At 69.4% G+C, this 24,903-nt stretch carries 24 protein-coding genes and 3 pseudogenes; 15 read left to right on the top strand and 12 right to left on the bottom strand.

Features of this window, described 5'->3' with window-relative positions; all coding sequences use genetic code 11:
• Nucleotides 1–4: 4 nt before the first annotated feature.
• Complete coding sequence (locus OG331_RS40905) at nt 5–1,030, bottom strand: methyltransferase (RefSeq protein ID WP_406206429.1); 1,026 nt, start codon at nt 1,028–1,030, stop codon at nt 5–7.
• Between the two features lie 473 nt (nt 1,031–1,503).
• Here OG331_RS40905 and OG331_RS40900 point away from each other — a divergent pair, with 473 nt between their 5' ends.
• The 4 genes from OG331_RS40900 to OG331_RS40885 all read left to right on the top strand — a co-directional run bounded on the left by OG331_RS40900 (nt 1,504) and on the right by OG331_RS40885 (nt 4,460).
• Nucleotides 1,504–1,989 carry a hypothetical protein gene (locus OG331_RS40900; protein WP_406206426.1) on the top strand — a complete coding sequence of 162 codons (486 nt, stop codon included), beginning with the start codon at nt 1,504–1,506 and terminating at the stop codon, nt 1,987–1,989.
• A gap of 176 nt (nt 1,990–2,165) precedes the next feature.
• Nucleotides 2,166–2,867: a Crp/Fnr family transcriptional regulator gene (locus OG331_RS40895; RefSeq protein WP_406206423.1), complete on the top strand. Its 702-nt coding sequence runs from the start codon at nt 2,166–2,168 to the stop codon at nt 2,865–2,867.
• 95 nt (nt 2,868–2,962) lie between these two features.
• On the top strand, nt 2,963–3,550 hold the full coding sequence (locus tag OG331_RS40890; protein WP_406206420.1) for a redoxin domain-containing protein: 588 nt from the start codon (nt 2,963–2,965) through the stop codon (nt 3,548–3,550).
• 7 nt (nt 3,551–3,557) lie between these two features.
• On the top strand, nt 3,558–4,460 hold the full coding sequence (locus OG331_RS40885) for a cytochrome c biogenesis CcdA family protein (protein WP_406206417.1): 903 nt from the start codon (nt 3,558–3,560) through the stop codon (nt 4,458–4,460).
• 18 nt (nt 4,461–4,478) lie between these two features.
• Here OG331_RS40885 and OG331_RS40880 read toward each other — a convergent pair whose 3' ends face one another.
• From OG331_RS40880 to OG331_RS40860, 5 genes and pseudogenes are all read right to left on the bottom strand, one after another.
• The gene (locus OG331_RS40880; RefSeq protein WP_406206414.1) at nt 4,479–5,975 is read right to left on the bottom strand and encodes a vanadium-dependent haloperoxidase; all 1,497 of its coding nucleotides are present in this window, start codon (nt 5,973–5,975) and stop codon (nt 4,479–4,481) included.
• 208 nt (nt 5,976–6,183) lie between these two features.
• Complete coding sequence (locus OG331_RS40875; RefSeq protein ID WP_406206412.1) at nt 6,184–6,426, bottom strand: hypothetical protein; 243 nt, start codon at nt 6,424–6,426, stop codon at nt 6,184–6,186.
• 361 nt (nt 6,427–6,787) lie between these two features.
• Nucleotides 6,788–7,351: a hypothetical protein gene (locus OG331_RS40870; RefSeq protein WP_406206409.1), complete on the bottom strand. Its 564-nt coding sequence runs from the start codon at nt 7,349–7,351 to the stop codon at nt 6,788–6,790.
• Between the two features lie 54 nt (nt 7,352–7,405).
• Nucleotides 7,406–7,567: pseudogene (locus OG331_RS40865) on the bottom strand (RHS repeat-associated core domain-containing protein); the annotation flags it as partial.
• A gap of 6 nt (nt 7,568–7,573) precedes the next feature.
• A complete protein-coding gene (locus tag OG331_RS40860) occupies nt 7,574–7,705 on the bottom strand; it encodes a hypothetical protein (protein ID WP_406206406.1) in 132 nt (43 codons plus the stop codon).
• An 8-nt stretch (nt 7,706–7,713) separates the two neighbouring features.
• Here OG331_RS40860 and OG331_RS40855 point away from each other — a divergent pair, with 8 nt between their 5' ends.
• The 7 genes and pseudogenes from OG331_RS40855 (at nt 7,714) to OG331_RS40825 (ending at nt 14,749) form a co-directional block, all read left to right on the top strand.
• A complete protein-coding gene (locus OG331_RS40855; protein WP_406206403.1) occupies nt 7,714–8,019 on the top strand; it encodes an STAS domain-containing protein in 306 nt (101 codons plus the stop codon).
• Nucleotides 8,020–8,205: 186 nt separating this feature from the next.
• Nucleotides 8,206–8,574 (top strand): hypothetical protein, encoded by a 369-nt coding sequence (locus OG331_RS40850; RefSeq protein WP_393443785.1) that lies wholly within the window; start codon nt 8,206–8,208, stop codon nt 8,572–8,574.
• 304 nt (nt 8,575–8,878) lie between these two features.
• Nucleotides 8,879–10,258, top strand: a complete 1,380-nt coding sequence (locus tag OG331_RS40845) for a TrkH family potassium uptake protein (RefSeq protein WP_406206399.1) — start codon at nt 8,879–8,881, stop codon at nt 10,256–10,258.
• Nucleotides 10,251–10,970: a TrkA family potassium uptake protein gene (locus OG331_RS40840; RefSeq protein WP_328878754.1), complete on the top strand. Its 720-nt coding sequence runs from the start codon at nt 10,251–10,253 to the stop codon at nt 10,968–10,970. Before OG331_RS40845 ends, OG331_RS40840 begins: the two co-directional genes overlap by 8 nt.
• A gap of 42 nt (nt 10,971–11,012) precedes the next feature.
• Nucleotides 11,013–11,415 (top strand): annotated as a pseudogene (locus OG331_RS40835) (CBS domain-containing protein); the annotation flags it as partial.
• 499 nt (nt 11,416–11,914) lie between these two features.
• Nucleotides 11,915–13,853: pseudogene (locus tag OG331_RS40830) on the top strand (galactose oxidase-like domain-containing protein).
• 149 nt (nt 13,854–14,002) lie between these two features.
• Nucleotides 14,003–14,749, top strand: coding sequence for a DUF4142 domain-containing protein (locus OG331_RS40825; RefSeq protein WP_406206395.1), 747 nt, complete (start codon nt 14,003–14,005; stop codon nt 14,747–14,749).
• A gap of 31 nt (nt 14,750–14,780) precedes the next feature.
• Here the strand turns inward: OG331_RS40825 and OG331_RS40820 are convergent, their stop codons facing one another.
• From OG331_RS40820 to OG331_RS40805, 4 genes are all read right to left on the bottom strand, one after another.
• A complete protein-coding gene (locus OG331_RS40820; protein ID WP_406206392.1) occupies nt 14,781–15,497 on the bottom strand; it encodes a hypothetical protein in 717 nt (238 codons plus the stop codon).
• Between the two features lie 255 nt (nt 15,498–15,752).
• Nucleotides 15,753–16,310 (bottom strand): hypothetical protein, encoded by a 558-nt coding sequence (locus tag OG331_RS40815; protein ID WP_406206390.1) that lies wholly within the window; start codon nt 16,308–16,310, stop codon nt 15,753–15,755.
• 242 nt (nt 16,311–16,552) lie between these two features.
• Nucleotides 16,553–17,089, bottom strand: a complete 537-nt coding sequence (locus OG331_RS40810) for a MarR family winged helix-turn-helix transcriptional regulator (protein ID WP_406206387.1) — start codon at nt 17,087–17,089, stop codon at nt 16,553–16,555.
• A gap of 34 nt (nt 17,090–17,123) precedes the next feature.
• On the bottom strand, nt 17,124–18,212 hold the full coding sequence (locus OG331_RS40805; protein WP_406206385.1) for a PP2C family protein-serine/threonine phosphatase: 1,089 nt from the start codon (nt 18,210–18,212) through the stop codon (nt 17,124–17,126).
• A 169-nt stretch (nt 18,213–18,381) separates the two neighbouring features.
• On the opposite strand from OG331_RS40805, the gene OG331_RS40800 reads away from it, so the two are divergent.
• Entirely contained in the window at nt 18,382–18,879 is a 498-nt protein-coding gene (locus OG331_RS40800) for a nitroreductase family deazaflavin-dependent oxidoreductase (RefSeq protein WP_406206382.1), read from the top strand.
• 79 nt (nt 18,880–18,958) lie between these two features.
• Here OG331_RS40800 and OG331_RS40795 read toward each other — a convergent pair whose 3' ends face one another.
• The gene (locus OG331_RS40795) at nt 18,959–19,624 is read right to left on the bottom strand and encodes a beta-propeller fold lactonase family protein (RefSeq protein WP_406206379.1); all 666 of its coding nucleotides are present in this window, start codon (nt 19,622–19,624) and stop codon (nt 18,959–18,961) included.
• Nucleotides 19,625–19,629: 5 nt separating this feature from the next.
• Nucleotides 19,630–20,007, bottom strand: a complete 378-nt coding sequence (locus tag OG331_RS40790; RefSeq protein ID WP_406206376.1) for a hypothetical protein — start codon at nt 20,005–20,007, stop codon at nt 19,630–19,632.
• Nucleotides 20,008–20,709: 702 nt separating this feature from the next.
• Here OG331_RS40790 and OG331_RS40785 point away from each other — a divergent pair.
• From OG331_RS40785 to OG331_RS40775, 3 genes are all read left to right on the top strand, one after another.
• Complete coding sequence (locus OG331_RS40785) at nt 20,710–21,249, top strand: hypothetical protein (protein ID WP_406206373.1); 540 nt, start codon at nt 20,710–20,712, stop codon at nt 21,247–21,249.
• A 134-nt stretch (nt 21,250–21,383) separates the two neighbouring features.
• Nucleotides 21,384–21,644 (top strand): helix-turn-helix domain-containing protein, encoded by a 261-nt coding sequence (locus OG331_RS40780; RefSeq protein WP_406206370.1) that lies wholly within the window; start codon nt 21,384–21,386, stop codon nt 21,642–21,644.
• Nucleotides 21,645–22,071: 427 nt separating this feature from the next.
• Nucleotides 22,072–24,636 carry an FG-GAP-like repeat-containing protein gene (locus OG331_RS40775; RefSeq protein ID WP_406206367.1) on the top strand — a complete coding sequence of 855 codons (2,565 nt, stop codon included), beginning with the start codon at nt 22,072–22,074 and terminating at the stop codon, nt 24,634–24,636.
• The last annotated feature ends 267 nt before the right edge of the window (nt 24,637–24,903 follow it).

Genomic DNA, 24,903 nt, shown 5'->3' with positions numbered 1-24,903 from the left:
CGAGCTACGGCTTGATGTCGTAAAGGACGTTGAACGGGTCATCCGCCGTGGACCGGGCCACGTCGCTGAAGCCTGCTTCGGCGCACAGACTGCGTACGACCGCCTCGGGCATACCGCACGTTCCCAGGGCGGCTCCGCCGCTCGCGAGAGACGTGGTCATGCAGTAGAACATGCTGAACCCATAGAGCATCGATGGCACGGGGCCCACGTTGTCCTCTGGGCGATCCCGGCAGTTGACCTCGAGCATCAGGTAGTCGCCGTCGTCCTTGACCGCAGCCCTGATGGCGGCAAGGAGCCGCTGCGGTTCCGCCGCGTCGTGGATGACGTCGAAGGTGGTGACGAGGTCGTAGCGCCCCGGAAGTCCCTGGACGACATCGGCCGTCTCGAAGGTCACGCGGTCGGCGACACCGGCTTCCTCCGCGTTCGCCCGGGCGCGTGCCACCTGACCCGGGAAATTGTCGAACCCCGTGAAACGGGAGCGTGGGAACTTCTGGGCGAGCACGATCAGGGCACGGCCGGCACCGCAGCCCACGTCCGCGACGTCAACGCCCCGCTCCAGCCTTTCAACGACATGAGGGAAGGTGCTCAGCCAGTCATCGACCATCACGCTCTCGAACCAGCTGCCGGTGAAACGGCTCATGCCGTCCCACAGAATGTCCGGATACTCGCTCTGCCGTACGCCTCCGCCGCTCCGGAACGCCTCGACCAGTCGTTCATACGGTGCCATCGCGGCGGGCATCATCTGATACACGCCGCCGAGGAACATGGGTCCCGATTCGTCGGCCAGGGCGGGGGCGTGCTCGGCGGGAAGCTCAAAGCGCCCGGGCTCCGGCTCCTCCAGATAGCCCGCGGCGGTGAGACCGCGCAGCCACTCGCGTACGTAACGCTCGTTCAGGTCCAGACGCTCGGCCAGCTCCTGGCGGCCAACGGGGCCGTTGGCCGCCAGGTCCTTGAACAGTCCCAGCCGGTCGCCCAGATGGCACAGACCGACGATCATCGTCCCGCTGATGTCCCCGAGAGCCTTCTCCATGAAGGCTTCGACCCTTGCCTCGTCCAATCCCTGCTGTGCCGCCACTGTGTCCCTCCTGGCCAAGCACGGTGGCGGGGTGCGACCGTGCTTGGCCAGCGAAGCACCGGGGTGCTCTCTGGCCTCACCGCCACGACGGACGAGGCAGCTCGGGCCGGTTCGCCTCACCCGATCCGAGCATCTGACGCACATCCTGGAAGTGGCGGCAGCAGACGCTGGCACTGGCACTGGCAACAGCAGCCGACAAGCCTGCCCGGGCGCTGCCGGCATCCTCCTGCCCGGCGAGGGCGCATCCAGCGACGCCGCCGGGCCACCTGGATGCTGTCCCGGCACGAAGGACGTGGATCGTCGCCACGTAACCAACTGCCCCACGAACACGCCGACCCGTACGTAAGCGCCCTCACATACGTGTACACGCCCCGCGTCCTAGCGTCAGCGACGAGAGCGGAAACCACCGCAAGAGGAGGACGATCATCATGGCCACAACCCTGCGTGTTTCCCCGAGCACGGCCGCTATCCCGGTGCACGCGGTATGGGGCGCCGCGTCCGGTCTGGTCGGCGGCGTGGGTATGGGCATCTGGATGTCGGTGTCGAGGCCCATGGAAGACACCGCGATGATCACCATGGTCGCGGGTCTGCTCGGCTCCACGAACACCTTCGCCGGGTGGCTGATCCACCTGTCCATCGCGCTCTTCGCCGGTATCACCTTCGGCGCCCTGCTCGGCCAGTTTGCCCAGCGCCCCGCGCCCGCCGTGGTCCTCGGCCTGGCCTACGGCGCGGTGTGGTGGACGGTCGGCGCCCTGTGGATCATGCCCGCCAACATGGGCATGCCCGTCTTCGAGTGGAACGACGTCACCTCCTCCAGCCTCGGCGCCCACCTCGTCTACGGTCTCCTGGCCGGAGTCACCTTCTCGACCCTCGCCCAGTTGGCGGGCAAGCGGACCGGCCGGGCCGCGGGATGACACCGATACCACCGGGGTCACCGCCTGGTCCCGGCGCGCCGCCCCGGGGTGCTGAACCGCTCCTCGGTGCCCCGGACGACTACTGTCTGGCCAACAGAGCGGGCGCACTGGCCAGCCCGGCGTGGGGCACCGCACCCCCGCCCTGGGCACCAGGCCGACGCGAGGAACCACACCACATGAACCACACCGGTGACGAGGCCGAGAAGACCTGGTGCATCTCCGAGGTCGACATCTTCCGCGACTTGAGTGAGGCGGAGATGGACGCCATCGCCGCTGCGGCCCCGATGAAGACCTACAGCGCCGGCGAACTGCTCTACTCACCCTCCCAGCCCTCCGAGGTGCTGTTCATCCTCAAGCAGGGACGGGTGCGCATCTTCCGGGTCTCCGCCGACGGCCGTGCACTGACCTGCGCGATCATCAGCCCCGGCACCATCTTCGGCGAGATGGTGCTGCTCGGGCAGCGGATGTACGACAACTTCGCCGAGGCCCTCGACGACGTCACCGTCTGCGTGATGAGCCGTGCCGACGTCAACCGCTTCCTGTTGTCCGACGCCCGGATCTCCGCCCGCATCACCGAGATCCTCGGCCGCCGCCTGGCCGACCTCGAACAGCGCCTGTCCGACAGCGTCTTCAAGTCTGTCCCGCAGCGCATCGCCACCACCTTGCTGACGCTTGCAGCCGAGACCCGGCCAAGGGTGCTCGGCGCCCGCAGCCCGCAGATCGCGCTCACTCACCAGCAAATCGCCGCCTTGGCCGGCACGTCCCGCGAGACGTGCACCAAGGTGCTGCGCGACTTCGCCGACCAGCACCTGATCCGCCTGGCCCGGGGCCGCATCACCGTCCTCGACGCAGAGCGGCTCGCCGACCACGCGGGCTGACGTCACCGAACCGTAAGCACCCACTCCAGCCCAGACCGCGCGCCGCCCGCCTACAGTTCAGCCAGCCGACCCCGACCACCAGGAGCTGTCCCATCATGCGTGTCCGCACTCTGCTCCCGGCCGTCCTGGCCGCCGCCCTGCTCACCGTGACCGGGTGCGGCTCCGACGGTGGCACCGACTCCGGCAGCGACGTCCAGGGCGCACCGCCTAAGACGGCGTCTTCCGCCCCTGGGTCCACCACCTCGGACGAGAGCGGGGGCGACAGCGGGGCGCAGGTCCCCGAGGCCCTGAACTTCACCGGCACCACGGTGGACGGCAAGCCCTTCGACGCCAAGGCCCTCGCGGGCAAGCCAACCGTGCTGTGGTTCTGGGCCCCCTGGTGCCCCAAGTGCCGCGCCCAGGCCGCCGAGACCGCCAAGGTCGCCGCCGACTACCAGGGCAAGGTGGGCGTCCTCGGCGTCGCCGGCCTCGACAAGAACACCGCCATGAAGGACTTCGTTTCCGAGACCGGCACCGACGGCTTCCCCCACCTCTCCGACGAGGCGGGCGACGTATGGAAGCGGTTCGCCGTCACCGAGCAGAGCCGCTACGTCATCCTCGACAAGGACGGCGAGACCGTCTACGAGGGCGTGCTGCCCGGTGGCGAGGGGCTGGCCGAGAAGGTCGCCGGGCTCACCGGCTGAACCCGCCATGACCGACCTGCCCCTGGCTCTCGCACTCAGCGCAGGCATGCTCGCCGCCGTCAACCCGTGCGGCTTCGCCCTGCTCCCGGCCTACCTGTCGCTGCTCGTCCTCGGCGACGACTCCCCCAGCCGTACGGTCGCCGTCGGACGGGCGCTGACCGCCACCGCGGCGATGACGGTCGGATTCGCCGCGCTCTTCGGCGTGTTCGGCCTGGCCGTCCAGCCCGTCGCTGGCCAGGTCCAGGAGCATCTGCCCTGGTTCACCATCGCCTTCGGGCTCCTCATGGCGGTGGCCGGCGCCTGGCTGCTCGCGGGTCGTCAACTGCCCACCCTGGCCCCGAAGCTGCGCCGCGCGCCGACCGTGACGCGCTCACTTCCTTCTATGGCGCTGTTCGGCATGGCGTATGCGACGGCCTCCCTGGGCTGCACCATCGCCCCGTTCCTGGCCATCGTCGTCTCCGCCTTCCGCAGCGGCTCGACCGGCGAGGGCATCGCCCTGTTCGCCGCGTACGCCGGCGGGATGGGCCTGATCGTCGGCGCCGCCTCGCTGACCGTCGCCCTCACCCGCGCCACCGCCGTCACCCGCCTGCGCCACCTCGGCGCGATCGCGCCCCGGCTCGGCGGGGCACTTCTCCTGTGTGTGGGCGCGTACGTCGCGTACTACGGCTGGTACGAGATCCGCGTCCAGCGCGATCCCACGCTCCAGGACCCGGTCATCGACGCGGCCGGAGCCGTTCAGCGCGGCATCGCCGAGGCCCTGGACGCCACCGGCCCCGCAGTGATCGCTCTCCTCTTCGCAGGCCTGTTCATCGCGGCTGTGGCGCTCGTCCGCTTCCGGCGGGCCCGAGGGGCCCGCCGGTCACCCGGTGCGGACACCGGTGCGCGGTCGACGCCCAGCCCCAGCCCCTGAACGCGGGGCGATCGAAGGTCAGACGGTCATGGTGGTGCCGTCGAAGCGGCTGAGGGTGAACACCGCCTCCTCCAGCGTCGACTCCTTGGCCTCGCGCAGCACACCGATGGCGACCTCCTCGCCCAGCCGAACCGCCGCGGTGTAGTCGGTGCGCCAATGCACACCGGCCATGTTGCGGCCGGTGGCGATGTTGGCAGCAACCTTGTTGAGCTCGCCGCCGACGGTGAGCCGGTCGGCGTCCGGGCCGGCGTACGGCTCCAGGGCGGTGCCGTCGGTGCTGGGCACGACCGGGTCGGGCAGGACGTGCGATTCGTCGAACCACGCCTTGAGGATGGTCACGCACGCCCCGGCCACCGTGGCGTGTCCGGAGCCGTACGAGGGATGGGTCGGGCTGCCCTCGGGGAACGCCTGCGGCAGCAGGTAGCTGCCGTACTTCTCGAAGACCCGCTTGACGGCGACGGAGTCCAGCACCCCGCCGTCGATGGGGTACTCGCGCTGCCCGCGCAGCTGCTGGTGGACGCGGCCGCCGAACTCCTCCGGCCGCAGCCGCCGGTGCACGTACCACTTCTGGAACCACACCGACTTCAGGGCACGCGTGGCCACCTCGGTGACGAGCGAGAGGATGTGCGGGCCGCCGTACGTCCCGAAGCCGATCTGGTTGCGTGAGAAGTTGTACGGGTTGCCCGGATCCGCCGGCGCTTTCAGGTCGAGCAGGATGAGGGCGGCGTTGAGGTACGCCTCGTACAGCGCGTCGAAGTGCACGTAGTGCGCCAGGTCGCGCGGGGTCTGGATGTACCGCCGGGTGGCGAAGTCCCGCTCGTCGGGCTCGGGTTCGGAGCCGTTCTGCACCTCCAGCCAGTCGCCCCAGGTGGTCAGGTGGTCGACCGGGCGGACCAGGGTGTCCTGCCGCTGCGGGATCAGCAGTGTGCCGTACGGGATGTCCTTGAGCAGGAACTGCGAGAGATACGGCCCCACCAGGTCGCCCCGGGTGTCGCCGCGGAAGATGGTCTGTGGGGTCACCTGGCCGTTCTGCTTGGGCGCCCGGAAGTCCTCCAGACCGCTCAGTTCGGTGGCCGCCTCGGCGACCAGTTCGCTGTCGCCGAACCGGGTGAACAGCACGTCACGGCACAGCGCCATCCAGTACAGCTCGACCGCCTCGGCGGAGTTCTGCGCGCTGTCGATACGCGGCGCAGGCGGGATGGCCAGGGCTTGAGCGTCCGGGCCCTGCGGGTCGAAGGCCAGTCCGGCCTGCGGGTTGACCAGTTTGCGGGTGTCGCCGAGCGGGATACGCTCGAAGTCCTCGTAAGCGCCGGTGGCCAGGGCCCGGCGGAGCAGGTTGTAGGCGGCCGGGTCGACCTCGCCGTACTTGTCGTGCGGCAGCGCTTTGGAGTAGGTGCAGACGAAGGGGTGGTCGGTCTCCTCTCCGTTGGCGGTGTGGACCGGTACGTGGCGCTGGAACTCGGCCTCGGCGGCCCGGATCCGCGCATCGCGCGCGGCAAAACGACGGTCACTCATACGAATCCCCCGTGTTCCCCCGTGAGTTGTGCGTGGAATCGCACTCCTTACCCATGAGACGCCCGAGCGCGTAGGACTGTTGTGAGAACACGGGCAATCAAGAGGATTTGCACATATGTAGCGTGAACCTCCGCCTCCATACCAGACCGGGCAGACAGCGACGGCCGTGCGAGACGTCGAAGCGGTCGCGCCCGTCTGTCGGGAGTTCTCAGTCCCGGACCGAACCGGGTGGGCCGCCGAGCAGCAGTGGCAACACGCTGGGCATCTCGGCCACCGGTACCTCGATCAGCGAGCGGCCGGGTTCGCTGAGGCGGTCCTTGAGCGCCCCGGCGAGCCGTGCCGGGTCGTCGGCCCGGACTGCGCGCGCCGAAAACGACTCGGCAAGGCGCGCGAAGTTGGGGCCGGTCAGGTCGCTGCCGGTGAACCGGCCCTCGACTGCCAGCACATTCACGTCTGCGGGACTGCCGCGGCGAGAGCCACCTGAGCAGTCACCTCCGCCTGTCGCCACCCCGTCGCTTCCTGAGGCTGTAGCTGACGAGCCCAGCGCCCAGGAGAGAGCCGATGCCGGGAGCCAAGAGCTGGACGAGCGCATCAGGCCCCCACAGAAACCCCAGGCCGAGCGCCGTCGCGTTGATCGCGACCGCCAGACCCCACATCATCGCGGCCTGGGTCCGCGGTGGAATCCCCCGCATTTTCACTGGTGTGCACGTCTCTGCCTCGACCCGGCTGCCGGGCTGAAGTGACACGGCCGGGGGCGGGCTGTCGAACGCCCGTCCCCGGCCCCGATCTCCGTCAGTACCTGATGCGGCGGGTCAGCCGGCTCGCCATTCGAAGCCACAGGCCAGCAGTGCCGCCCCGGTGGCTATCCCAAAGCCCGGTGCGCCCGCCTGCGCGTCCTCCACGAAAGTCATCGCCGTCGCGATGACCGCCACGGTGGCCGCGGTGGCAAACAGCAGCAGGGATGCGCTTTTCTTCTCATCTCGCCCTTCTCGTTTCTTGTTGGTCGGTGGGAATCCTCGGCATCGGCCCCGCCGCGGGTAGGCGTAGGTGCCCCAGGGGTAGCTGGTGAATCCCCAACGGTGTTTGACGCGTGCTCCACCGCGAATCGTCAGGCATTGGCCCCGGTTACGGGCGTTCGTGGCGAGGAGTTGGATCGTGCCCAGGATGACCTCGATCGCGACCGTGACGGCAGCGATCGCCGGTGCGGCCGGTAGGAACACCACTCCCAGGAAGAAGCCCATCGCGCCGGTGATGATGTAGAGGTACCAGCCGTAGTCCGCGATCCGACCGGTCCACCGCTTGCTCAGGGTGGGCGTGACGCGAATCCTGGACGAGCCGCTCCACCACGAGCTCGGCGACCAGTACTCACCGGTCAACCTGCCCCACGAGTAGTACCAGGTCCGCTTCTTGTACCAGCGGCCGTCCAGGTCAAGGTGGTTGACGGGGTTGGCCCCGGCGTACTCGTAGGCGTTGCGGCTGCCGCCGAAGACCGGGTCGGTCGAGAGGAAGCGGCCGGTCTCGGGGTTGTACAGGCGAACGCCCGTCAGTAGGGCGCCGGTTGTTGTCTCCGTCGAGCGTTGCTCAGCGCCCAGCCAGCCCTAGCAGACGGCCTCCGTGCCGGCGCGCCGATTGCCGTACTCGTCGGCGCTCAGCGCGGTCGGCGCCACCGATGTGTCGAGCGGCAGCAGCAAGTTGACGTCCCCGTGCAGGTTGGTGAGCTGGAAGACCACGGTGCCCGATGCGCGGTCATGTCGTCGTACGGCTCTCCGGGGAAATCACCGCCCGGAACGCTGAGCGCGTCGCCGAGCGGCTGCGCCAGGCCCTGCGCACCCACCCTCAGGTACTCGAAGTCGACCTCGGGCGGGTGACCCACCTGAGCAGCGACGGCTGTGCGGCGTTCTTCGCGGCGTTGCTCGCAGCTCGCCCGCAGGCCACCCGTGTGACGGTGACGCACGCGAATGCGCGGGCACACGACACGCTCACTCAACTGGGCCTGGCCCGATTCCTCGATCTCCGTCGGGAGGAGGACCAGGACAGTCCGTAACGCCGGGTTCAGGCCGTGGCGGCGAGACCGTCGCCTTGGATGCGGCATGACCGGTGCGAGGACCGGAGCACCATGGCACAATGCAAAGACGCTCCGCGTCCGGCGTCCGCCAGAGGCCGCAGACAGAGCTGGTGCGCCGGGAAGCCTGGTCGGCATGGGTTTGTCCGCGCGACGAGGGGGCCGAGCGTGTCCGCCATTGAGATCGCACTGAGCCGGGCAATGAGCCTCGACGGAGCGCGCGGTGCCGCGGTCGTCGACTACGTCAGCCGTATGTCTCTCGGCACATCCGGCCATCCGGACGGCCTCGACCTGAACCGGGCGGTCCACGGGGACACCGATGTCGTGCGCGCCAAGCTGGCCGCCCTCCAGCTGATCGGCTACGCGCCGGAGCGGATGGAAGACATCGTGGTCACCCTGGACACGGAGTACCACGTCATCCGACCCTTGACCCGTCGCGCCCACGAAGGGCTATTCCTCTTGCTGGTCCTGGACCGAGGCGGCGCCGATCTCGACGCCGTGCGCAAGGAGCTGCGCTCCATCGAAACGCTGCTGTGAGGCTGCCGGATCGAGCCGTCCGGGCCAGCTGTCACTCACGTTCACGCAGGAACCGCTGCCGGTAGACGTGGGTCCGGCGCCGCGACCGCCACCTCGAGCAATGATGCACGGTGGTAATCAGGTCGCGCACTGCCGGATCCGAGAAGCCTTCATCAGGGTTCGCATTCCGGTCGACTGCGCTGCCGCGCGGGTGACGTTCCTTCAGCCACCTGCACGGGTAAGGTGTGCCGCCGGAATCCTGACGGGCCTTTGACACCCGTGCGTGCGAAGCACGAGGGTTGGAGGCGGAACGGAAACGGCGGCGATGGCGGGACTGGTGGCATGGGCCCGGAAGGGGTCGTCGCTGCTTGCCGCGCACCCCGCCCGTGCCGTGGTCGTGGCGTTCGCCGTCGTGGTGCTGGCGGGTGCTGTGGTGTTGTCGCTGCCGTTCGCCGCTGAGGACGGCTCCGCGACCGGGTTCGTGACGGCGCTGTTCACCTCTACCTCGGCCGTGTGCGTCACCGGTCTGGCCGTGGTGGATACGGGAACGTACTGGAGCGGCTTCGGCGAGGGCGTCATCCTCGTGCTGATCCAGGTCGGCGGCTTCGGCATCATGACCATGGCGTCGCTGCTGGCGTTGCTCGTCTCGGGACGCCTGCGACTCCGTATGCAGCTGACGGCGCAGGCCGAGACGAAGAGCCTCGGCATCGGGGACGTGCGCCGGGTGCTGCTGGGCGTCGCGGGCACCACTCTGATCGTCGAACTCGCCGTCGGGGCAGTGCTGGCGCTGCGCTTCCGGTACGGGTACGGCGAGGACTTCGGCAGCTCCGTGTACCTGGGCTACTTCCACGCCGTGTCCGCGTTCAACAACGCCGGGTTCGGACTGCACGCCGACAGCCTCACCCGCTACGCCCAGGACGCCTGGGTCACCCTCCCGATCGCGGCCGCCGTGATCCTCGGCGGCATCGGCTTCCCGGTGCTGCTGGAGCTGCTGCGCCACCGCCATCGGCGGCGTACGACCGGACGCCGCAACTGGACGCTGCACACGAAGCTCACGCTGATCACCACCACCGTCCTGCTGGCTGCCGGTACCGTGCTCACCTGTCTCCTTGAGTGGTCGAACCCCGGCACACTCGGCACCCACACCGCGGCAGCAAAGATCCTCGACGGGTTCTTCCACTCCGCGATGTCACGCACCGCCGGCTTCAACTCCCTCGACATCGGCGCGCTGCACGCCTCGACGCTGCTGATGACCTGCGTGCTGATGTTCATCGGCGGTGGCAGCGCCGGAACCGCCGGCGGGATCAAGGTCACCACCTTCGCGGTCCTGCTCGCCGCGATCACCGCCGAGGTGCGCGGCGAGCCCAACTCCGCGGTCCTGGGCCGCCGTCTCGCCCCGCATGCACTGCGCCAGGCACTGACCGTGGCGCTCCTCGGCGTCGGCCTGGTCATCGCCTCCACGCTGGCCCTGCTCTCCCTCACCGAAGAGCGGTTGGAGGTCGTGCTGTTCGAGGTCGTATCCGCCTTCGCCACGGTGGGCCTGTCCACCGGCATCACCGCCGACCTCCCGACGGTCGGCCAACTGCTGCTGATCGGGCTGATGTTCATCGGTCGACTCGGCCCGATCACTCTCGTCTCGGCCCTCGCCCTGCGCGAGCGCACCCGCCGCTACGAACTGCCCGAGGAGCGACCCGTCATTGGTTAACTACCTACGCAACCTGCGCGAACGGCGTCACAAGCGCCGCTCCGAGCCCCAAACCCGGGGTGAAGACCAGCGGGTCGCCGTCATCGGCCTGGGCCGCTTCGGCCTGTCCCTGGCCAACGAGCTGGTGCGGCGCGGCTGGGACGTCCTCGGCATCGACACCGACGCCCGCCTGGTGCAGAAGTACAGCGACGACCTCACGCACGCCGCTGTCGCCGACTGCACCGACGCAGAGGCGCTGCGCCAGCTCGGCGTCCACGAGTTCACCAGCGCCGTCGTCGCCATCGGCACCGACATCGAAGCGAGCATCCTGGTCAGCTCCAACCTGCTGGAGGCCGAGGTCCCCAACATCTGGGCCAAGGCCATCAGCCGCCAGCACGGCCGGATCCTCGAACGCCTCGGCGTCCACCACGTCGTCCTGCCCGAGCACGAGATGGGCGAACGCGTGGCCCACCTGGTCACCGGCCGCATGCTGGACTTCATCGAGTTCGACGACGACTACGCCCTGGTCAAGACCGTCGCCCCGGACATCGCCACCGGCGTCCCCCTCGGCCAGAGCCATGTCCGCAGCAGATTCGGCGTCACCGTCGTCGGCATCAAACGCCCCGGCGAGGACTTCACCTACGCCACCGCCGAGACCGTCGTCCGGAAGGGCGACGTCATCGTCGTCACCGGCAAGACCCACGCGGTGGAGACCTTCGCCGGGCTCGGCTGAGTCCCTTCGAGTCCGGAAGCCACATACCTAACCTGCACCCAAGGCGCCCGGATCGGTGCCCAGCACGTCGGCGCCGTGATGGAGCCCCTTCCCTCGCCCCTGCCGTCGTCCACCACGCTGTCCGACGCGGCAGATCTGCTGAGCCTGTCCGGCCACGGCGCGCTCCCGATGGTCGACGCCATCGGGAAGTACGTCGGCGTAATCACCGCCCAGGCGGTCGCCGAGGCACTCGTGGAACAACCCCAGACCCCGCCCGTCCGGGTCGGGCAACTCGTCGAGCCGCCCGCACCCGTGACCGCGGACCAGCCGCTCGCACAGGCTCTCGACGCCCTGCTCTCCCCCGGCGGGCACCGGGATGCCGGTCCTCGACGCCAAGCACGGCGAGCCCGTCGGCTGGCTCAGCCACCAGAACGCCCTGCGCGCCGTGCACACACCGACCGCGTAGTGCCGGGCACCCCGCCAACGGCGTTCCCACACGGACACCAAGGCGGGTCTGGGGAGGGGCATGTACGGCATCGTCATGACCGTGGACAAGCACGCCCGTTCTCCGCCGTCCACCGGCTCGGCGGCAAGCGCGTGCCCTCCCCCTTGCAGTCGCCACAGTGCCCCGCCTGCGAGAGCCACAAGATTCGCATCCTGGGACCGGGGCGCGCGGCGCCCGCCGACCTGCACGAGACATGAAACCGGTCTCTGCACTGGAGTCAACCGCACGGCACTCCACGCCATCCACAGCCAGCAGACCTCCCACCCGCCCTGTGATCGAGCGGGCCATCGGCGCCGACAAGCCCCTGAACGCAGCCTTCCTGCTGGATTTCATGTCGGCCGCGATGCCCACATCGGGCATTTTGCATAATGCAAAAGAGTTAGTAGTCACGGCGCGCAAGACGCATGGGGTAGTGGTCGCTGCATCCACACCCGCCCCGCCGCTAACGGAGGCCGCCCCAATGGCCCAGCGTCCCTCACGCCTCACCACCCGCAAGACCCTGCTCGGCGTCGCAGCCGTGGTCGCCCTGGCCACCCTCAACACCCCCGCCGTGATGGGCTTCGCCCAGCACGCCTACCACCGCTACGAGATCAACCAGCCCGAGTACAAAGCGAAGTACGGCCACTGGACACTCGCCTCACTCCCGGAGAAATACCAGCTCAACTCCATCCACGCGATCCTGCTGCACACCGGGAAAGTGCTGCTGATCGCCGGCTCCGGCAACAACGTGAAGCAGTTCAACGGCAGTGCCTTCAAGAGCACCCTGTGGGACCCGGCCACCGACACCTTCAAGAAGATCGACACCCCGGCCGACCTGTTCTGCGGCGGCCACGCCCAGCTCCCCGACGGCAAGATCCTCGTCGCCGGGGGCACCGCCCGCTACGAGGTCCTGAAGGGCGATGTGAAACGAGCTGGCGGCGCCATGCTGGTCAAGAACGAGGACCCGGACCGCGCCCGCACCTTCCCCAAGGGCACCCTCTTCCGCTCACCCTCCGGCGTGGAGTACCGCTCCCAGTTCAGCGTGCGCGTACCCGCCGCGAAGAAGACGCCCACCGGGCGGATCGGCCCCGTGAAGGTCACCGCGAGCGAGGCCCGTGTGTTCGTCGAGGCGGTCGAGGAGGGTCCGCTCGGCATCACCAACACCACCGAGCAGTACGCCATTGTCGGTCTTAAGGGCAAGGACGCCGACAACCTTCTACGGCATCGCCAACAAGCTCGGCCTCGACAAGAAGGACTCCCAAGGCATCAAGGACACCTACGAGTTCGACCCCGTCACCGAGAAGTACACCAAGGTCAGCTCCATGAGCGAAGCCCGCTGGTACCCGACCCTCACCACCCTCTCCGACGGGCGCGTCCTCGCCGTCTCCGGCCTCGACGACATCGGGCAGATCGTGCCGGGCAAGAACGAGATCTACGACCCGAGGACACAGACCTGGTCCCCGGCATCGACCCGCCACTTCCCTACCTACCCGTCCTTCTTCCTGACCGGCACCCGGAAGATCTTCTACTCCGGCTCCAACGCCGGCTACGGCCCCGCCGACCAGGGTCGCAAGCCTGGCCTGTGGAACCTCAAGACCAACACCTTCACCCCCGTCCCCGGCCTGAAGGACCCGGACATCCTGGAGACCTCCTCCTCGGTCCTGCTGCCGCCCGCACAGGACAAGAAGGTGATGGTGCTCGGCGGCGGAGGCGTCGGCGAGTCACGCGCGGCCACCTCCCGTACCGCGATCGCCGACCTCGACGCCGAGCACCCCGCCTTCACAACCGGTCCCCGCCTGCCGGAGAACACCCGGTACCTGAACAGCGTGATCCTCCCCGACGACACGGTGTTCACCACAGGCGGCAGCCACGACTACCGCGGCAAGGGCGCCAGCGACATCCTCAAGGCCCAGATCTACGACACTGCCAAGAACACCTTCGCACCGGCCGCAGACCCGACGGTGGGCCGCAACCACCACACCGAGGCCCTGCTATTGCCCGACGGCCGCGTCGCCGCGTTCGGCTCCGACCCTCTCTTCGCAGACAAGGCCAACTCCCGCCCGGGCCGCCCCGAGCAACGGGACGAAGTCTTCTCCCCGCCCTACCTCCACCGCGGCGACCGCCCGGACCTGACACCCAGGGGCAGAACGGAGGTCGAGCACGGCAGCGAGGTCGTCCTGCGCACCTCCGACCCGACCCGCATCAGCCACGTACGGCTCATCCGCCCCGGATCCGCGACCCACGTCACGGACTTCGACCAGCGCTCCGTGGCCCTCGGCATCACCCGGCGCGCCGACGGCACGCTCACCGTGCGCGTGCCCGAAGACGCGTCGCTCGTCCCACCCGGCTGGTACATGGTCGTTGCCGTCGATGAACACGGTGTACCGTCCCCCGCCGTCTGGGTGCACGTGTTCCTGTGAGACACAGCCTGCGCACACCAACCCTGCGGGACGCACCGGAGTCGGCACAGCGCAGTACAGCAGAGTGCAAAATTTACCCAGTGCAATGATTGGTTCGGTCCGCGCGTCCGTACTTCCTGGCAAACAGCCCTCTCACGCCAGGAGGCCCCATGCCCCTCTCCCGCAACACGATCGCCACTGTCTTCGTGGGCGGCGCGCTGGCGCTCACCCTTTCCGCGCTCGCCTACCCCGCCATGCTCGGCATAGAGAACACGGCGACGAACACGTCCCGGATCATCGCGAACACCCAGTACGGGCCGCTGACCGAGGCCGACCGTGACTTCGTGGTCAAGGTCCGCGCGGCCGGGCTGTGGGAGTACCCGTTGGGAGAGATGGCGATGGCGCGGGGCACCACGAAAGAGATGAAGGAGGCCGGCGAGCACCTGGTCGTCGGCCACGCCGGGCTCGACACGATGTGCCGCAAGATCGCCCCGGAACTGAACATCACCCTGCCGAACCAGGCCAGCCCGCAGCAGCAACAGTTCGTGGCGACGGTGGACTCCAAGAGCGGCAGGGAGTTCGACTCCACCGCGGTCAGCATCATGCGGGTCACCCACGGGCAAATCTTCCCGACCATCGCCAAGATCCGCGCCAGCACGGAGAACACCCTGGTGCGCCAGCTGGCCGATCTGGCCAACGACACGGTCTTGGACCACATCACGGTCCTGGAGAACACCGGCCTGGTCAACTACGACCAGGTCAACTTCCAGCAGACCACCCCACCGAAGCTCCCCAAGGGCCAACTGACCCCGCCCGCACCCCAGCCCGGCGCACCGTTGGTCGCTCTCACTCCCCGCCCGGACCTGGACGTCAACACCAGCTCCCCGACACCCACACCCAGCCCGACCGCCGAATGATCAGCGAGGGAGCGGCTGGGGCGCCGCCCTGTCACGATTCAACAGCGGAGGCCGGTGGGAGGGCAGACACTGCGCGGGAGAGCCGATAGGAGCGTACGACCGCGACGAGGCACGCGGCGACGAGAGCAGCGGCCCAGCCACCCAGATCACGAAGAAAGCCCGACCGGGACGCTCCGGACTCCACGCCGCGCGGTGGCACGCGACCTTTCGAGTCGTACACGACGGCAAGCGCGTCTCCGGGCCGGGTGGTCTGTGCGCAGCCGCGCCAGATGCGGACCTTCAGCGGTACGCCGTCACGGTCGGCCACCGAGCAGAGATATCGGCCGCTGCCGGAGACGGCTCCCGGTCCACCCTCGACCGAGGTCACCACGACGGACTCCACATGTCCCCGCTCCGCCATCACCAGGCCCACGGCCGCCTGGGGCGCGTGCAGCGCCAGGCAAACTCCGAGCACGGAGACGATGCCGACCAGTGCCCGGCCGGCCCGTACCACGCAGAGGTAGATGGCGAGCGCTGCGGCGCACACCAGGCCGCCCTCGCCGTTCGCCAGGCCGGTGACGCCGTACCAGGCACCGGCGACTGTGACCCCAACGATCACCCCCGCTCCTACGCACCCTGCAGCGAGCCCTTCCATTGCCAGCCACCACGGCGGCAGGCCGACGAACTCGGCGGGCCCCCACACCGCGCTCCGCAGATGCGCCATCAGGTGCCGTTCCGGCGTGGGCAGGGCGCGATGCCGTCTGCTCACATACGTCACCCCTCCCATTGTTTGCCCGTGTCCGCCATCCTCGTGTGACAGGCGGACGGTCCGCGCCGCCGCCGGCCGGACGCGCACACACGGCCCGTTTTGCCGAGATTGGGCAGCGGGGCCCACCTGCACACTTCCCTTGCATTATGCAAAACGAGTCTGGCAGAGATATGTGCGGCTCGAAGTCTGACGGCGCCCCGAGGGACCTCCGTGTTGAGCGGACAGCGTCCGCTCAACAGTTCGCGAGGCATTTGGTCAACGCCGGTCGGCGGTCGGCGCGGCGGCCACGAGGACCAGAAAGCCGCCCATGGTGTGGAAGAGCGCGGCTCCGGAAGCGAAGGTGCGAGCCTGGGCCTTCGCGGCCTCGTGGTACTCGGCTGCCGTGAGCACGACCCGCTCGCTGCGCAGCTTCGTGTTGTTCCACCGGGTGTAGTAGTGGTTGCCGTGCTCGTCGGTCTTGGTGTCCCGCGCCTCGCCCCCGGCCGTCATGGCCAGCAGCACCGCCGCGAACATCACGGCGTAGGAGCACTTCAGACCGGTCGGCAGGCTCCATGCGAACCGGGCCATCCGGCCGCCGTTGTTCCTGCCGAGCAGGCTTCTGCCGCCCTCGGAAAACAGGACCCGAAGCAGGGCGACGCCGAAGACCGGGAAGATCGCGACGAACACGACTCCCGCGGCTCCAAACGGAACCTTGTTCGGACCGGGCAGCCAGGTTGCCGCCGCGAGCAGCAGCGAGAGCACACTCAGGGCCCAGGCCAGCGCAAAGTGAACACGGTCGACGCGAGGCAATCCGGACAGCTCCACCTGATCCATGCGTCACTCCTCCCCCTGTGTGCCGTTGCCTCCGCTGCGGCGGCAACTCGTGCAGCATCGCGTGCCCCGGCGGCAGGAGGAAGGTCCCCCTCCCGGCAGCCTGCGCAGGCGAATCCTGCATGATCCGGGCAACCAGGCGGCGCCCCGGGCATCCGCACCGCCGTAGCCTCCGACAGCCGACCGCCCCTGGTGTCACTGGCGACGGGAACACATACGTCTCAGGAAATGCCGGAGCGATGCTGTCAGGCGTCGCGGACCACCGGGAGGTCCGCCGCCCAGCCCAGCGGATGCGGCTCCGTGTCGTCCAGCGCCGGGGCGAGGGGCTCTCCCCCGGCCTCGTTGAAGGCGGCCAGCGCCGCAATGAGCGCCAGCCGCTGCGTCGGAGTCAGCCGTTCGACGATCGTGGCGATCTCGGCGCGACGCCGGGCGGTGACGTCCTCGACCGTGCGTCGGCCTTCCTCGGTGAGCTGCAGCAGGGTCTCGCGGCGGTTGGCGGGATTGGCCTGCCGGTCCGCGAGCCCGGCCGCGATCAGCCGGTCGACCATACGCATCGCGGTGGACGGCGCCACCTGGAGCAGGTCGGCGAGCGCGACCAGCTTGGTGGCACCGCGCGTGGACAGGACGACAAGCATTCTGAACTGCGGGAGCGTCACCCGCTCCTCGACCGCGGCGAGGGAGCGGGCGGAAACGGCCACCAGCAGCCGGGACGCGGTCAGCACCGCACGCGTCACCGCGTCAACATCGTCCATCGCCCCCGCAGGGGTCTCGCGCTCCGGCATGTGTCCTTTCTACCGTGCCGAAGTCCCTGCTCACTCACGCAATGGGAACAGATTTTCCTTCCCCATGACCGTGGTAACGCAGCAGGAGCATCGCGGCGTCGTCGTGGGGCGGCCCGATGGCATGCTGGGCAAGGTCCGCACGCAGCGCCTCCAGTGCGCGGTGCGCGTCGGGATCCTTCAGCAGGTGCGCCCGTTCGCCGAGCGGATAGAAACGGCCGTCTTCGTCGCGGGCCTCGGTGACACCGTCGGTGTACAGCAGGAGCTGCTCGCCGGGGACGAAGTCCACCCGATGAGGCTTGGGGCCCTCGCTCCCGTGCGCGCCCAGCCCCAGCGGAAGGGCGTAGGCGGGCGGCCGCGGGAAGTCGACCATGCCGTCGCGGCGTAGGACGATCGGGGCCGGGTGGCCGTAGTTGAGGAAGACGGCCTCGTGTCGTGCGCCGATCTCCGCGAGGATCGCGGTGACGAACTTCTCGCCCTCCAGTTCCCGGGCCACGCTGCGTTCCAGGCGCTCGCCGAGCCTCACCAGGTCCGGCTCGTCGTGGGCGGCCTCCCGGAAGGCACCGAGCACCACGGCCGCCGTCTCCACCGCGGCCAGGCCCTTGCCCTGCACATCACCCACGATCACCCGGACTCCGTGCGGCGAGGCCACCACCTCGTACAGATCCCCGCCGATGCGGGCCTCCGCGACGGCCGAGGTGTACGAAACGGCCGCCTGCAGCGGGCCGGCGGTCAGCGGGACCGGCCGCAGCAACACTCGCTGGGCGACCTCCGCGATCGACCGCACGCTGGCCAGCTCCCCCTCGCGGCGCGAGCGCATGACAGCCGCCGCGATGCCGACGCCGGTGACGCCGGCCACCGAGGCCAGCGCGGTGAACCCTCTTCTTTCCTCGAACAGCCCGTCGTACAGCCCGAGCGCCACGCACAGCACCAACGCCACGAGCCCGAACACGGCCGTACGACGCCACCCCCCGACCAGCCCGGAGAACGCCGGACCGAGAGACACCAACGGCAGGAACCCGACCCCCGGCCCGGCCACGACGTCCATCACCGCGACCACCGCCATCACCACCGCCGGCATCCAGGACAGCACGGTCCAGCTCGATGGCGGCTTCCGGTCAGTCATGACGTACTCCAACGGTGTCACGGCACTCGAGAGCCGCCCGTCGTCCCCGCAGGCGCCCCTACCCCACCTTTAGACTATGCAAAGGTGGCTCGAGCGAGACGGCTCCCAACCCCGGTCCTTTACCCAATCGAGGCCAAGAGCCGACATTCCCGACCCGCGGAAGGCGACCATGCACAGAGAAACCACACCTCGCCGCCCCCAACTCCCCAGCGGATGGCGACGCCTGGCCGCGCGACTGCCGATCCCGCTCTTCCGCGCGGGGCTCGGGTCGCTTTTCGGGAGACGGCTGCTCCTGCTGCACCACGTGGGCCGCGTCAGCGGCCTGGACCGCATGGTGGTCCTGGAAGTGGTGTCCTACGACCCGACCCGCACGAGCTGGACCGTCGCCTCCGGATTTGGGCCGAAGTCCGACTGGTACCAGAACCTCCGCGCGCAGCCGAAGACCCTCATCCGGGTCGGCAACCGCCCGTACGCCGTCACCGCCCGCTTCCTCCTCTCCGAGGAAGGCGCCGAGATCATGCCCGGCTACGCACACCGACACCCGCGAACGGCCCGCCGCCTGTGCGCGTACATGGGCCTTCCCGTCGACGGCAGCGAGGCGTCGTACCGCGAGGCAGGGCGAGCCATCCCCTTCGTCCGCCTCGACACCGCCGTCGGACACCATTAGCACGGGCGCGGACAGGCGTGACGCCCCGGACAAAGTGTCCGGGGCGATGGGCCTCGGTGACCGCTTTCCGTTACACCGCCTACACCGCGGCAATACCCTCCATGCCGGACTCGGCGAAGGCGGGCAGTCCGGCGGCGGTGGTGACCTTGGTGAGGGAGCCATCCCTGCCGATGCGGAAGCCGTCCACCGTGCCCGAGACCGCGTTCTGCACATAGAGGAACTTCTCGTCCTGCGTCACCGCCAGGTCGATAACCCCCTGGGACTTGGCCGAAGGGGGCGTGGCGACACCGACGTCGTTGGTGAGCGCGAGCCGACCGTGGCGGTCTGTGCGGTAGCCGGTGACGGTGGAATTGCCGGTGTTGCCGCCATAGAAGAAGTCACCGGCGCGCTCAAGCCAGCACAGCGCGTCCTGCCCGTTGGCCAGCGGCCGCTGGACCCCCTTGAGGCGACCGTCACCGCGCACCTTGTACGTGCTGACTGTGGACTTCTCGGCCTCGGCCACCAGCATCCGGCCGCTCTTGTCGAAGGTGATCGCGAACGGCACGCCTCCCGCAGAGTCGTTGACCACTGCCCGGTGCGCAGGACGACCGTCGCGCCGCATCGGGAAGACCTCGATGGTGCCCGCGGACTTCGTGGTCACAGCCAGTGCCCTGCCGCCTGGAGTGAAGGCGACCTGACCGGGCGAGCTGGAGAACAGCGGCACCCTGGCGTTGTCCAGCCCCAGGGAGCGGTGCGAACCGCGCAACGGCTTCAGTCCCGAGGCGGTGATCCGGAAGCCTGAACACTGCCGGAGCCGCCCGCGTTCATGACGTAGGCAAGGTTGCCGTACACCGCGATGGAGGACGGGAAGTACCCGCCGGAGTCCACCACCTGGCGGTGCGTCAGCCTCTGCCCGTCGACCCGGAAGGAGGTCACGGTGCCACTGCCCGCATTGACCGCCAGCAGCAGCCCCGAGGCGTCGTCGTAGACGAGCGATCCCTGGGAGGCCAGGGAGTCGGTGGGCGCGTCGACCTGGTCGCCGCCCTTGCCGCCGGTGGCGTATCGGCCGGCAGCGCTCAGCGCGCCGTCCTTGCCTCGCCGGAAAGCGTGGATGGTGTTGCCTTCGAGCTCGTTGCCCTGGACGAACACCGAGTGATCCGCCCCGGCCTTGGCCGATTGCGCGGCGGGACCGCCGGGCTCGTCGCCGCTGCGGCGACGATCCCGGCTCCGGCGGTCAGCAGCCGGACTCGTAACGGGGACCTGCGCCTGGTGTGCCTGCTCATACGTCGCTCCTCGGGGTTCGTGCCGCCGCCACGGGGCCGGCGGCGGACGGAACCAGAGTTGCCAGTGAGACGAGCGTGGCAGAGCGGTTTCCCGACCGCGTCAGGGTCTCGTAAGGCCTTCGGCCCTCTCTGGCTCTAACGTCCCCAGACGCCGGTCACCACGGCACGGCCAACCGCCCGCGCCGTCGCAGGAATTTCGCGAAAACCGATGGGGGACTGGCGATCTCATTTTGCATCATGCAATGATCGAGCCGGGGGAAGCCGAGCCGACGGCCGATTGCCATCCGGCGCCCAGGAGTGAGACCGGCAAGTCAAGCAGGACGGCGCACCGGCCGTCGGTGGGCTCCCCCCCTCGACCCTGCCACCGCCTGCCCTCACAGCCGGTCCGCACCTCGGTACATACCGATCGGCGGAGGATATGGATTGCAGGAGCGAGCTAGCTCCTACCCGGCGTCACGGACCGAACCAGACCGACGACCCCCTCTGACCACGGAGCCACAGGGAACATTCACTGGCAAGTCGGGGGCCCTGCCCACAACCCTGTGGACAGGAAAGGAAGAAGGAGACCGTGACCACCAAAGGGCCAGGCGGCGAGGGAACGCCCGAAGAGCCGGACGGCACGCCGCCCGCCCCTGAGGACATCTGGCTGAAGTTCCTCACAGACAGCGAGGTGGCCATCCGCCAGTCCGCCCCCAAGGAACCCTCCGCCCTGGAACGGGCACCGGGGTGGCACCGACTCGTCGACCCAGCCGACAGGACTGGGTTGCGTTCGCGGCGTCCGCACGGCGGCGCGACCGACGGTGGAACGGATGCGGTCGGCGACCTATGGCAGCCGGACGAACCTTGGACCGGAGCGGCCTGGCGGGACCTGGACGACAAAGCCAAACTCCGGCGCGTCGTCCGCGTGATAGCCACGGCTGCCGCGATCACGGTGACCCTGGGCGCCTGGTCCTGCCTGCCCACCAGCGCGGGCACTGCCGGCAACGCGCCGGACGACTCCATCGTGCAGCAGTTGGAGGAGGCGCCCCCCGAGCTGTCCCCGGCAACCCGCTTCCCGCCCGGATCCGCCGCCGCGGAGCCGTCCTCGTCTGCGGTTACTGCCGGCTGACGCGCATCGCCAGGGGGAGCGCCTCGACGGCCATGGCGCACCCTGACGGAGAGCGACCGGCAGAGGCAGGCCCGAAGGCCCTCCCCCGGGCCGATCCGCCGAGCCCTGGACCACTGACTGAAAACCTGTTCAGCATGCTGTACGTGCGTTCAATGCCGGACGATCGGACCAGGCGGGCGGTGATCCGCGACGAGGCCCTGCGCTTGTTCGCCGACCGTGGGCCGGAGTCGGTGACCGGACGCCAGATCGCCGAGGCCGCAGGCGTGTCATCTGGGCTCGTGGTGCACCACTTCGGCTCCAAGGGCGGCCTGCGTCGGGAGGTCGACGAGTACGTGCTGGCCGTACCGGCCCGCCATACCCGGCCGCGGCGCGGGGATCTTCTTGCACGTCAATAACAGTGGCGCGACGGCTGGCTGCGTGTCGGTGCCCCGGCCACCAAGGACCGCATCATGGGCCGGATTACGCCGTCCGCCCATCGCAGGATCGCCATCGACTGACCAGCCCGACGTGATCTACGTCGATGCGCCTTGCCGAGCAGTGACGTTTACCCAGTGCAAAACGCTGGCCAAAGCAGGCCATCCATGTGACGGATGTGCCTCACGTGACTTTCTTCTCCGGCCGTTCAACGGCCTTCTTTGGGGTGGGATTCGTCTTGAGTCGTCGTACTCGACGTGCGCGTCGTACGTCGCACGCGTACAGACCGCTGAGCCTGAGGCGCAGGGCCTGGCTGACGCTGGGTGCAGTGGTCCTGGGGGGCGTGGCGACGTACGCCCTGGCCGGCCGTCCGAGGATCCGGGCGCCACAGGTCGGGCCAAGCGGCCCGTGAAGGTCTACGACCTCGCGTTGAAGGGAACCGGCAGTCAGGAGCGGGAGCTGCCGCGTACCAGCACGAAGCAGTTCTCGCTGCTGGGCGTCTCCTGGACCGGGCCCAGGAAGCAGATCGACGGCACCGCGCAGGTGCGCACGCGCAACCTGGAGACCGGTGAGTGGAGCGCCTGGCAGGACCTGGAGTTGGGGGTGGATCCGCCGGAGGGCGTCGAGCCGGGCATGCGCGGTGCCTCGGAGCCGCTGTGGGTCGGGCCGTCCGACGGTGTCGAGGTGCAGGTCGTCCGCGAGGACGGCACGGCGAGCGCGGGGCTGCCCACGGGGCTAGAGGTCAACCTGGTCGACCCGGGAATGACCTCCGCCGAAACCAAGTCCATCGGCACCGAGTTCGAGCCGGCCGCGTTCGCCGCCGAGACCGACCCCGCCGCCACGCCCACCGACACGGTCACCCCCACCGACACGGTCACTCCCACAGATGCGGTCACCCCCACGGACACCGCGACCGAGTCGCCCACGGCGGATCCGACCACGACGCCGACGGACAGCGTCTCGCCCACCGACACCGCGACCCCGACGGACTCGGCCTCCGCGTCCCCGTCGCCGAGTGAGACGGTGCCGACCGCCCCGCCGTCCACCGTCACCCAGCCGCCGATCACCGGCCGGGCCCAGTGGGGCGCGGACGAATCCAAGGTCGACGACCCGCCGGCGTACAACGACAAGGTGCAGGCCGTGTTCGTGCACCACACCGTCGGCTCCAACAGCTACCGCTGCGCCCAGTCGGCCTCGCTGGTGCGCGGCATCATGGCGTACCACATCGACGTCAACGGCTGGAACGACCTCGGCTACAACTTCCTGGTCGACAAGTGCGGCCAGATCTTCGAGGGCCGCGCGGGCGGTACTGACCTGCCCGTGCAGGGCGCACACACCTACGGCTTCAACAGCTACTCCATCGGCATCGCCGTCCTCGGCGACTTCCAGGGCGACTCCGCCAAGGGCATCGCTCCGGCCCGGCCGACCCGGGCCACGCTGGAATCGGTGGCCCGTGTCGCCGCCTGGAAGCTTGGCCAGTACGGCGGCAACCCGACCGCCAAGGGCGACACCGGGGTCTGGAAGAACGGCCAGGAGGCCACCCTCAACGTGATCTCCGGCCACCGCGACGGTTACGCCACCGAGTGCCCCGGCGCCGCCATGTACGCCAAGCTCGGCGAGATCCGCCGCTTCGCCGCGAGCCCCGGTAGGAACTCCGCCATCCCGACCGCCGACTTCAACCGCGACGGCGTGACCGACCTGGTCGCCGGCACGCCCCGGGCGCTGAGCAGCGGCGGCACGCTGACCGTCGTGCCCGGCAACACGGAGGGGCCGGACGCCACAGTCAAGCGCTCCTTCACCCAGAACAGCCCCGGTGTCCCCGGCGGCCACGAGTCCGGCGACAACTTCGGTGCCGCCACCGCCTGGGGCGACGTCAACGGCGACGGCTACGCCGACCTCGCCGTCGGCTCCCCCGGTGAGGACGACACCAGCGGCCACGCCGACCGGGGTTCGGTCACCGTGCTGTACGGTCCCGGTCTGGACTCCGGCTTCTCGTACACCACGTCGGGTGTGACCAGCACCGGAGCCAAGCTGGGCGCGGCCGTTACGGTCGGCGACTTCAACGCTGACGGCAAGGCCGACGTCTTCTCCGCCGGCACCGGCAACAGCGGCAGCTGGAACACCCGCCTGACCGGCGGCGCCACCCAGTACGGCAAGCTCACCAGCGCCTCCGGATCCCTCGCCGCCCTCGACGCCGCCACCGGCGACTTCAACCGTGACGGCTACGCGGACGTGGCCCTCAACTACCTCGACCAGTCCGGCACCGGCCGGGTCACCTGGTTCAAGGGCACGTCGTCCGGCCTGATCAAGGTCAGCGTCCTGTCCGTCAAGGGTGGCCGCTCCATCGCCGTGGGTGACGTCAACGGGAACGGCTATGACGACATCGCCATCGGCCAGCCCTTCACCGCCGAGTCCGGCGCCTTCAAGGGCGGCCAGGTCACCGTGGTCCCGGGCACCTCGACCGGCTTCACCACCACCGGTATGCGTACCGTCCACCAGGACACCAGCGGCGTGCCGGGTACCGCCGAGGCCGGCGACGCCACCGGCGCATCCGTCTCCGTCGGCGACTACAACGACGACGGCTACGCCGACGTCCTGACCGGCATGCCGGGCGAGGACATCACCCGCAGCGGCGCCAACCAGACCAACGCGGGCATGGCCCTGCTCCTCAAGGGCACCTCGTCGGGCCTGACCGGCTCCGGCGCCCAGTGGTACAGCCAGGACCGCAGCGGCATCGCTGGCGTGACCGAGCCGAACGACAAGTTCGGCTCCGCTGTGGTCCTGCAGGACCTCTCCGGCTGGGGCCGCGCCGACCTCGCCATCGGCGTGGAGGGCGAGGACGCCTACAACGGCGTCATCCTCCAGCTGGACAGCGGCAACTCCGGCATCGACACCAGCGGCGGCGTCTACTACAGCAAGAGCGCCCTGTGCACCCCCACCGGCGCCCACCTCGGCCAGACGCTCACCCCGTAACCCGGAACCGCACAGTGCCAATGCAACGTGGGGTCCTCCGTCGCGGAGGGCCCACATTTGCATTGGCGGCCGCGCTCCAGACCGCAGAATCGGGCATCAGCTGATCCCCTGGCCGGCCGCCGCCATCTGAGGCTCAGCCGATTCCCTCGACACATAGCCGGTGCCCTGTGGCGTCGCGGTCGGTGTCGGCAAAGCGCGGCTATTGATTGCCGGCCTGACGAGCGGGTAGCGCCTTCCGCAGCCCGGCAATCTCCGTGACCAGGGCGT

Origin of the sequence: Streptomyces sp. NBC_01017 (assembly GCF_045162795.1) — a bacterium.
Taxonomy (GTDB): Bacteria; Actinomycetota; Actinomycetes; order Streptomycetales; family Streptomycetaceae; genus Streptomyces; species Streptomyces machairae.
This window is presented reverse-complemented; position numbering and strand designations above follow the sequence as displayed.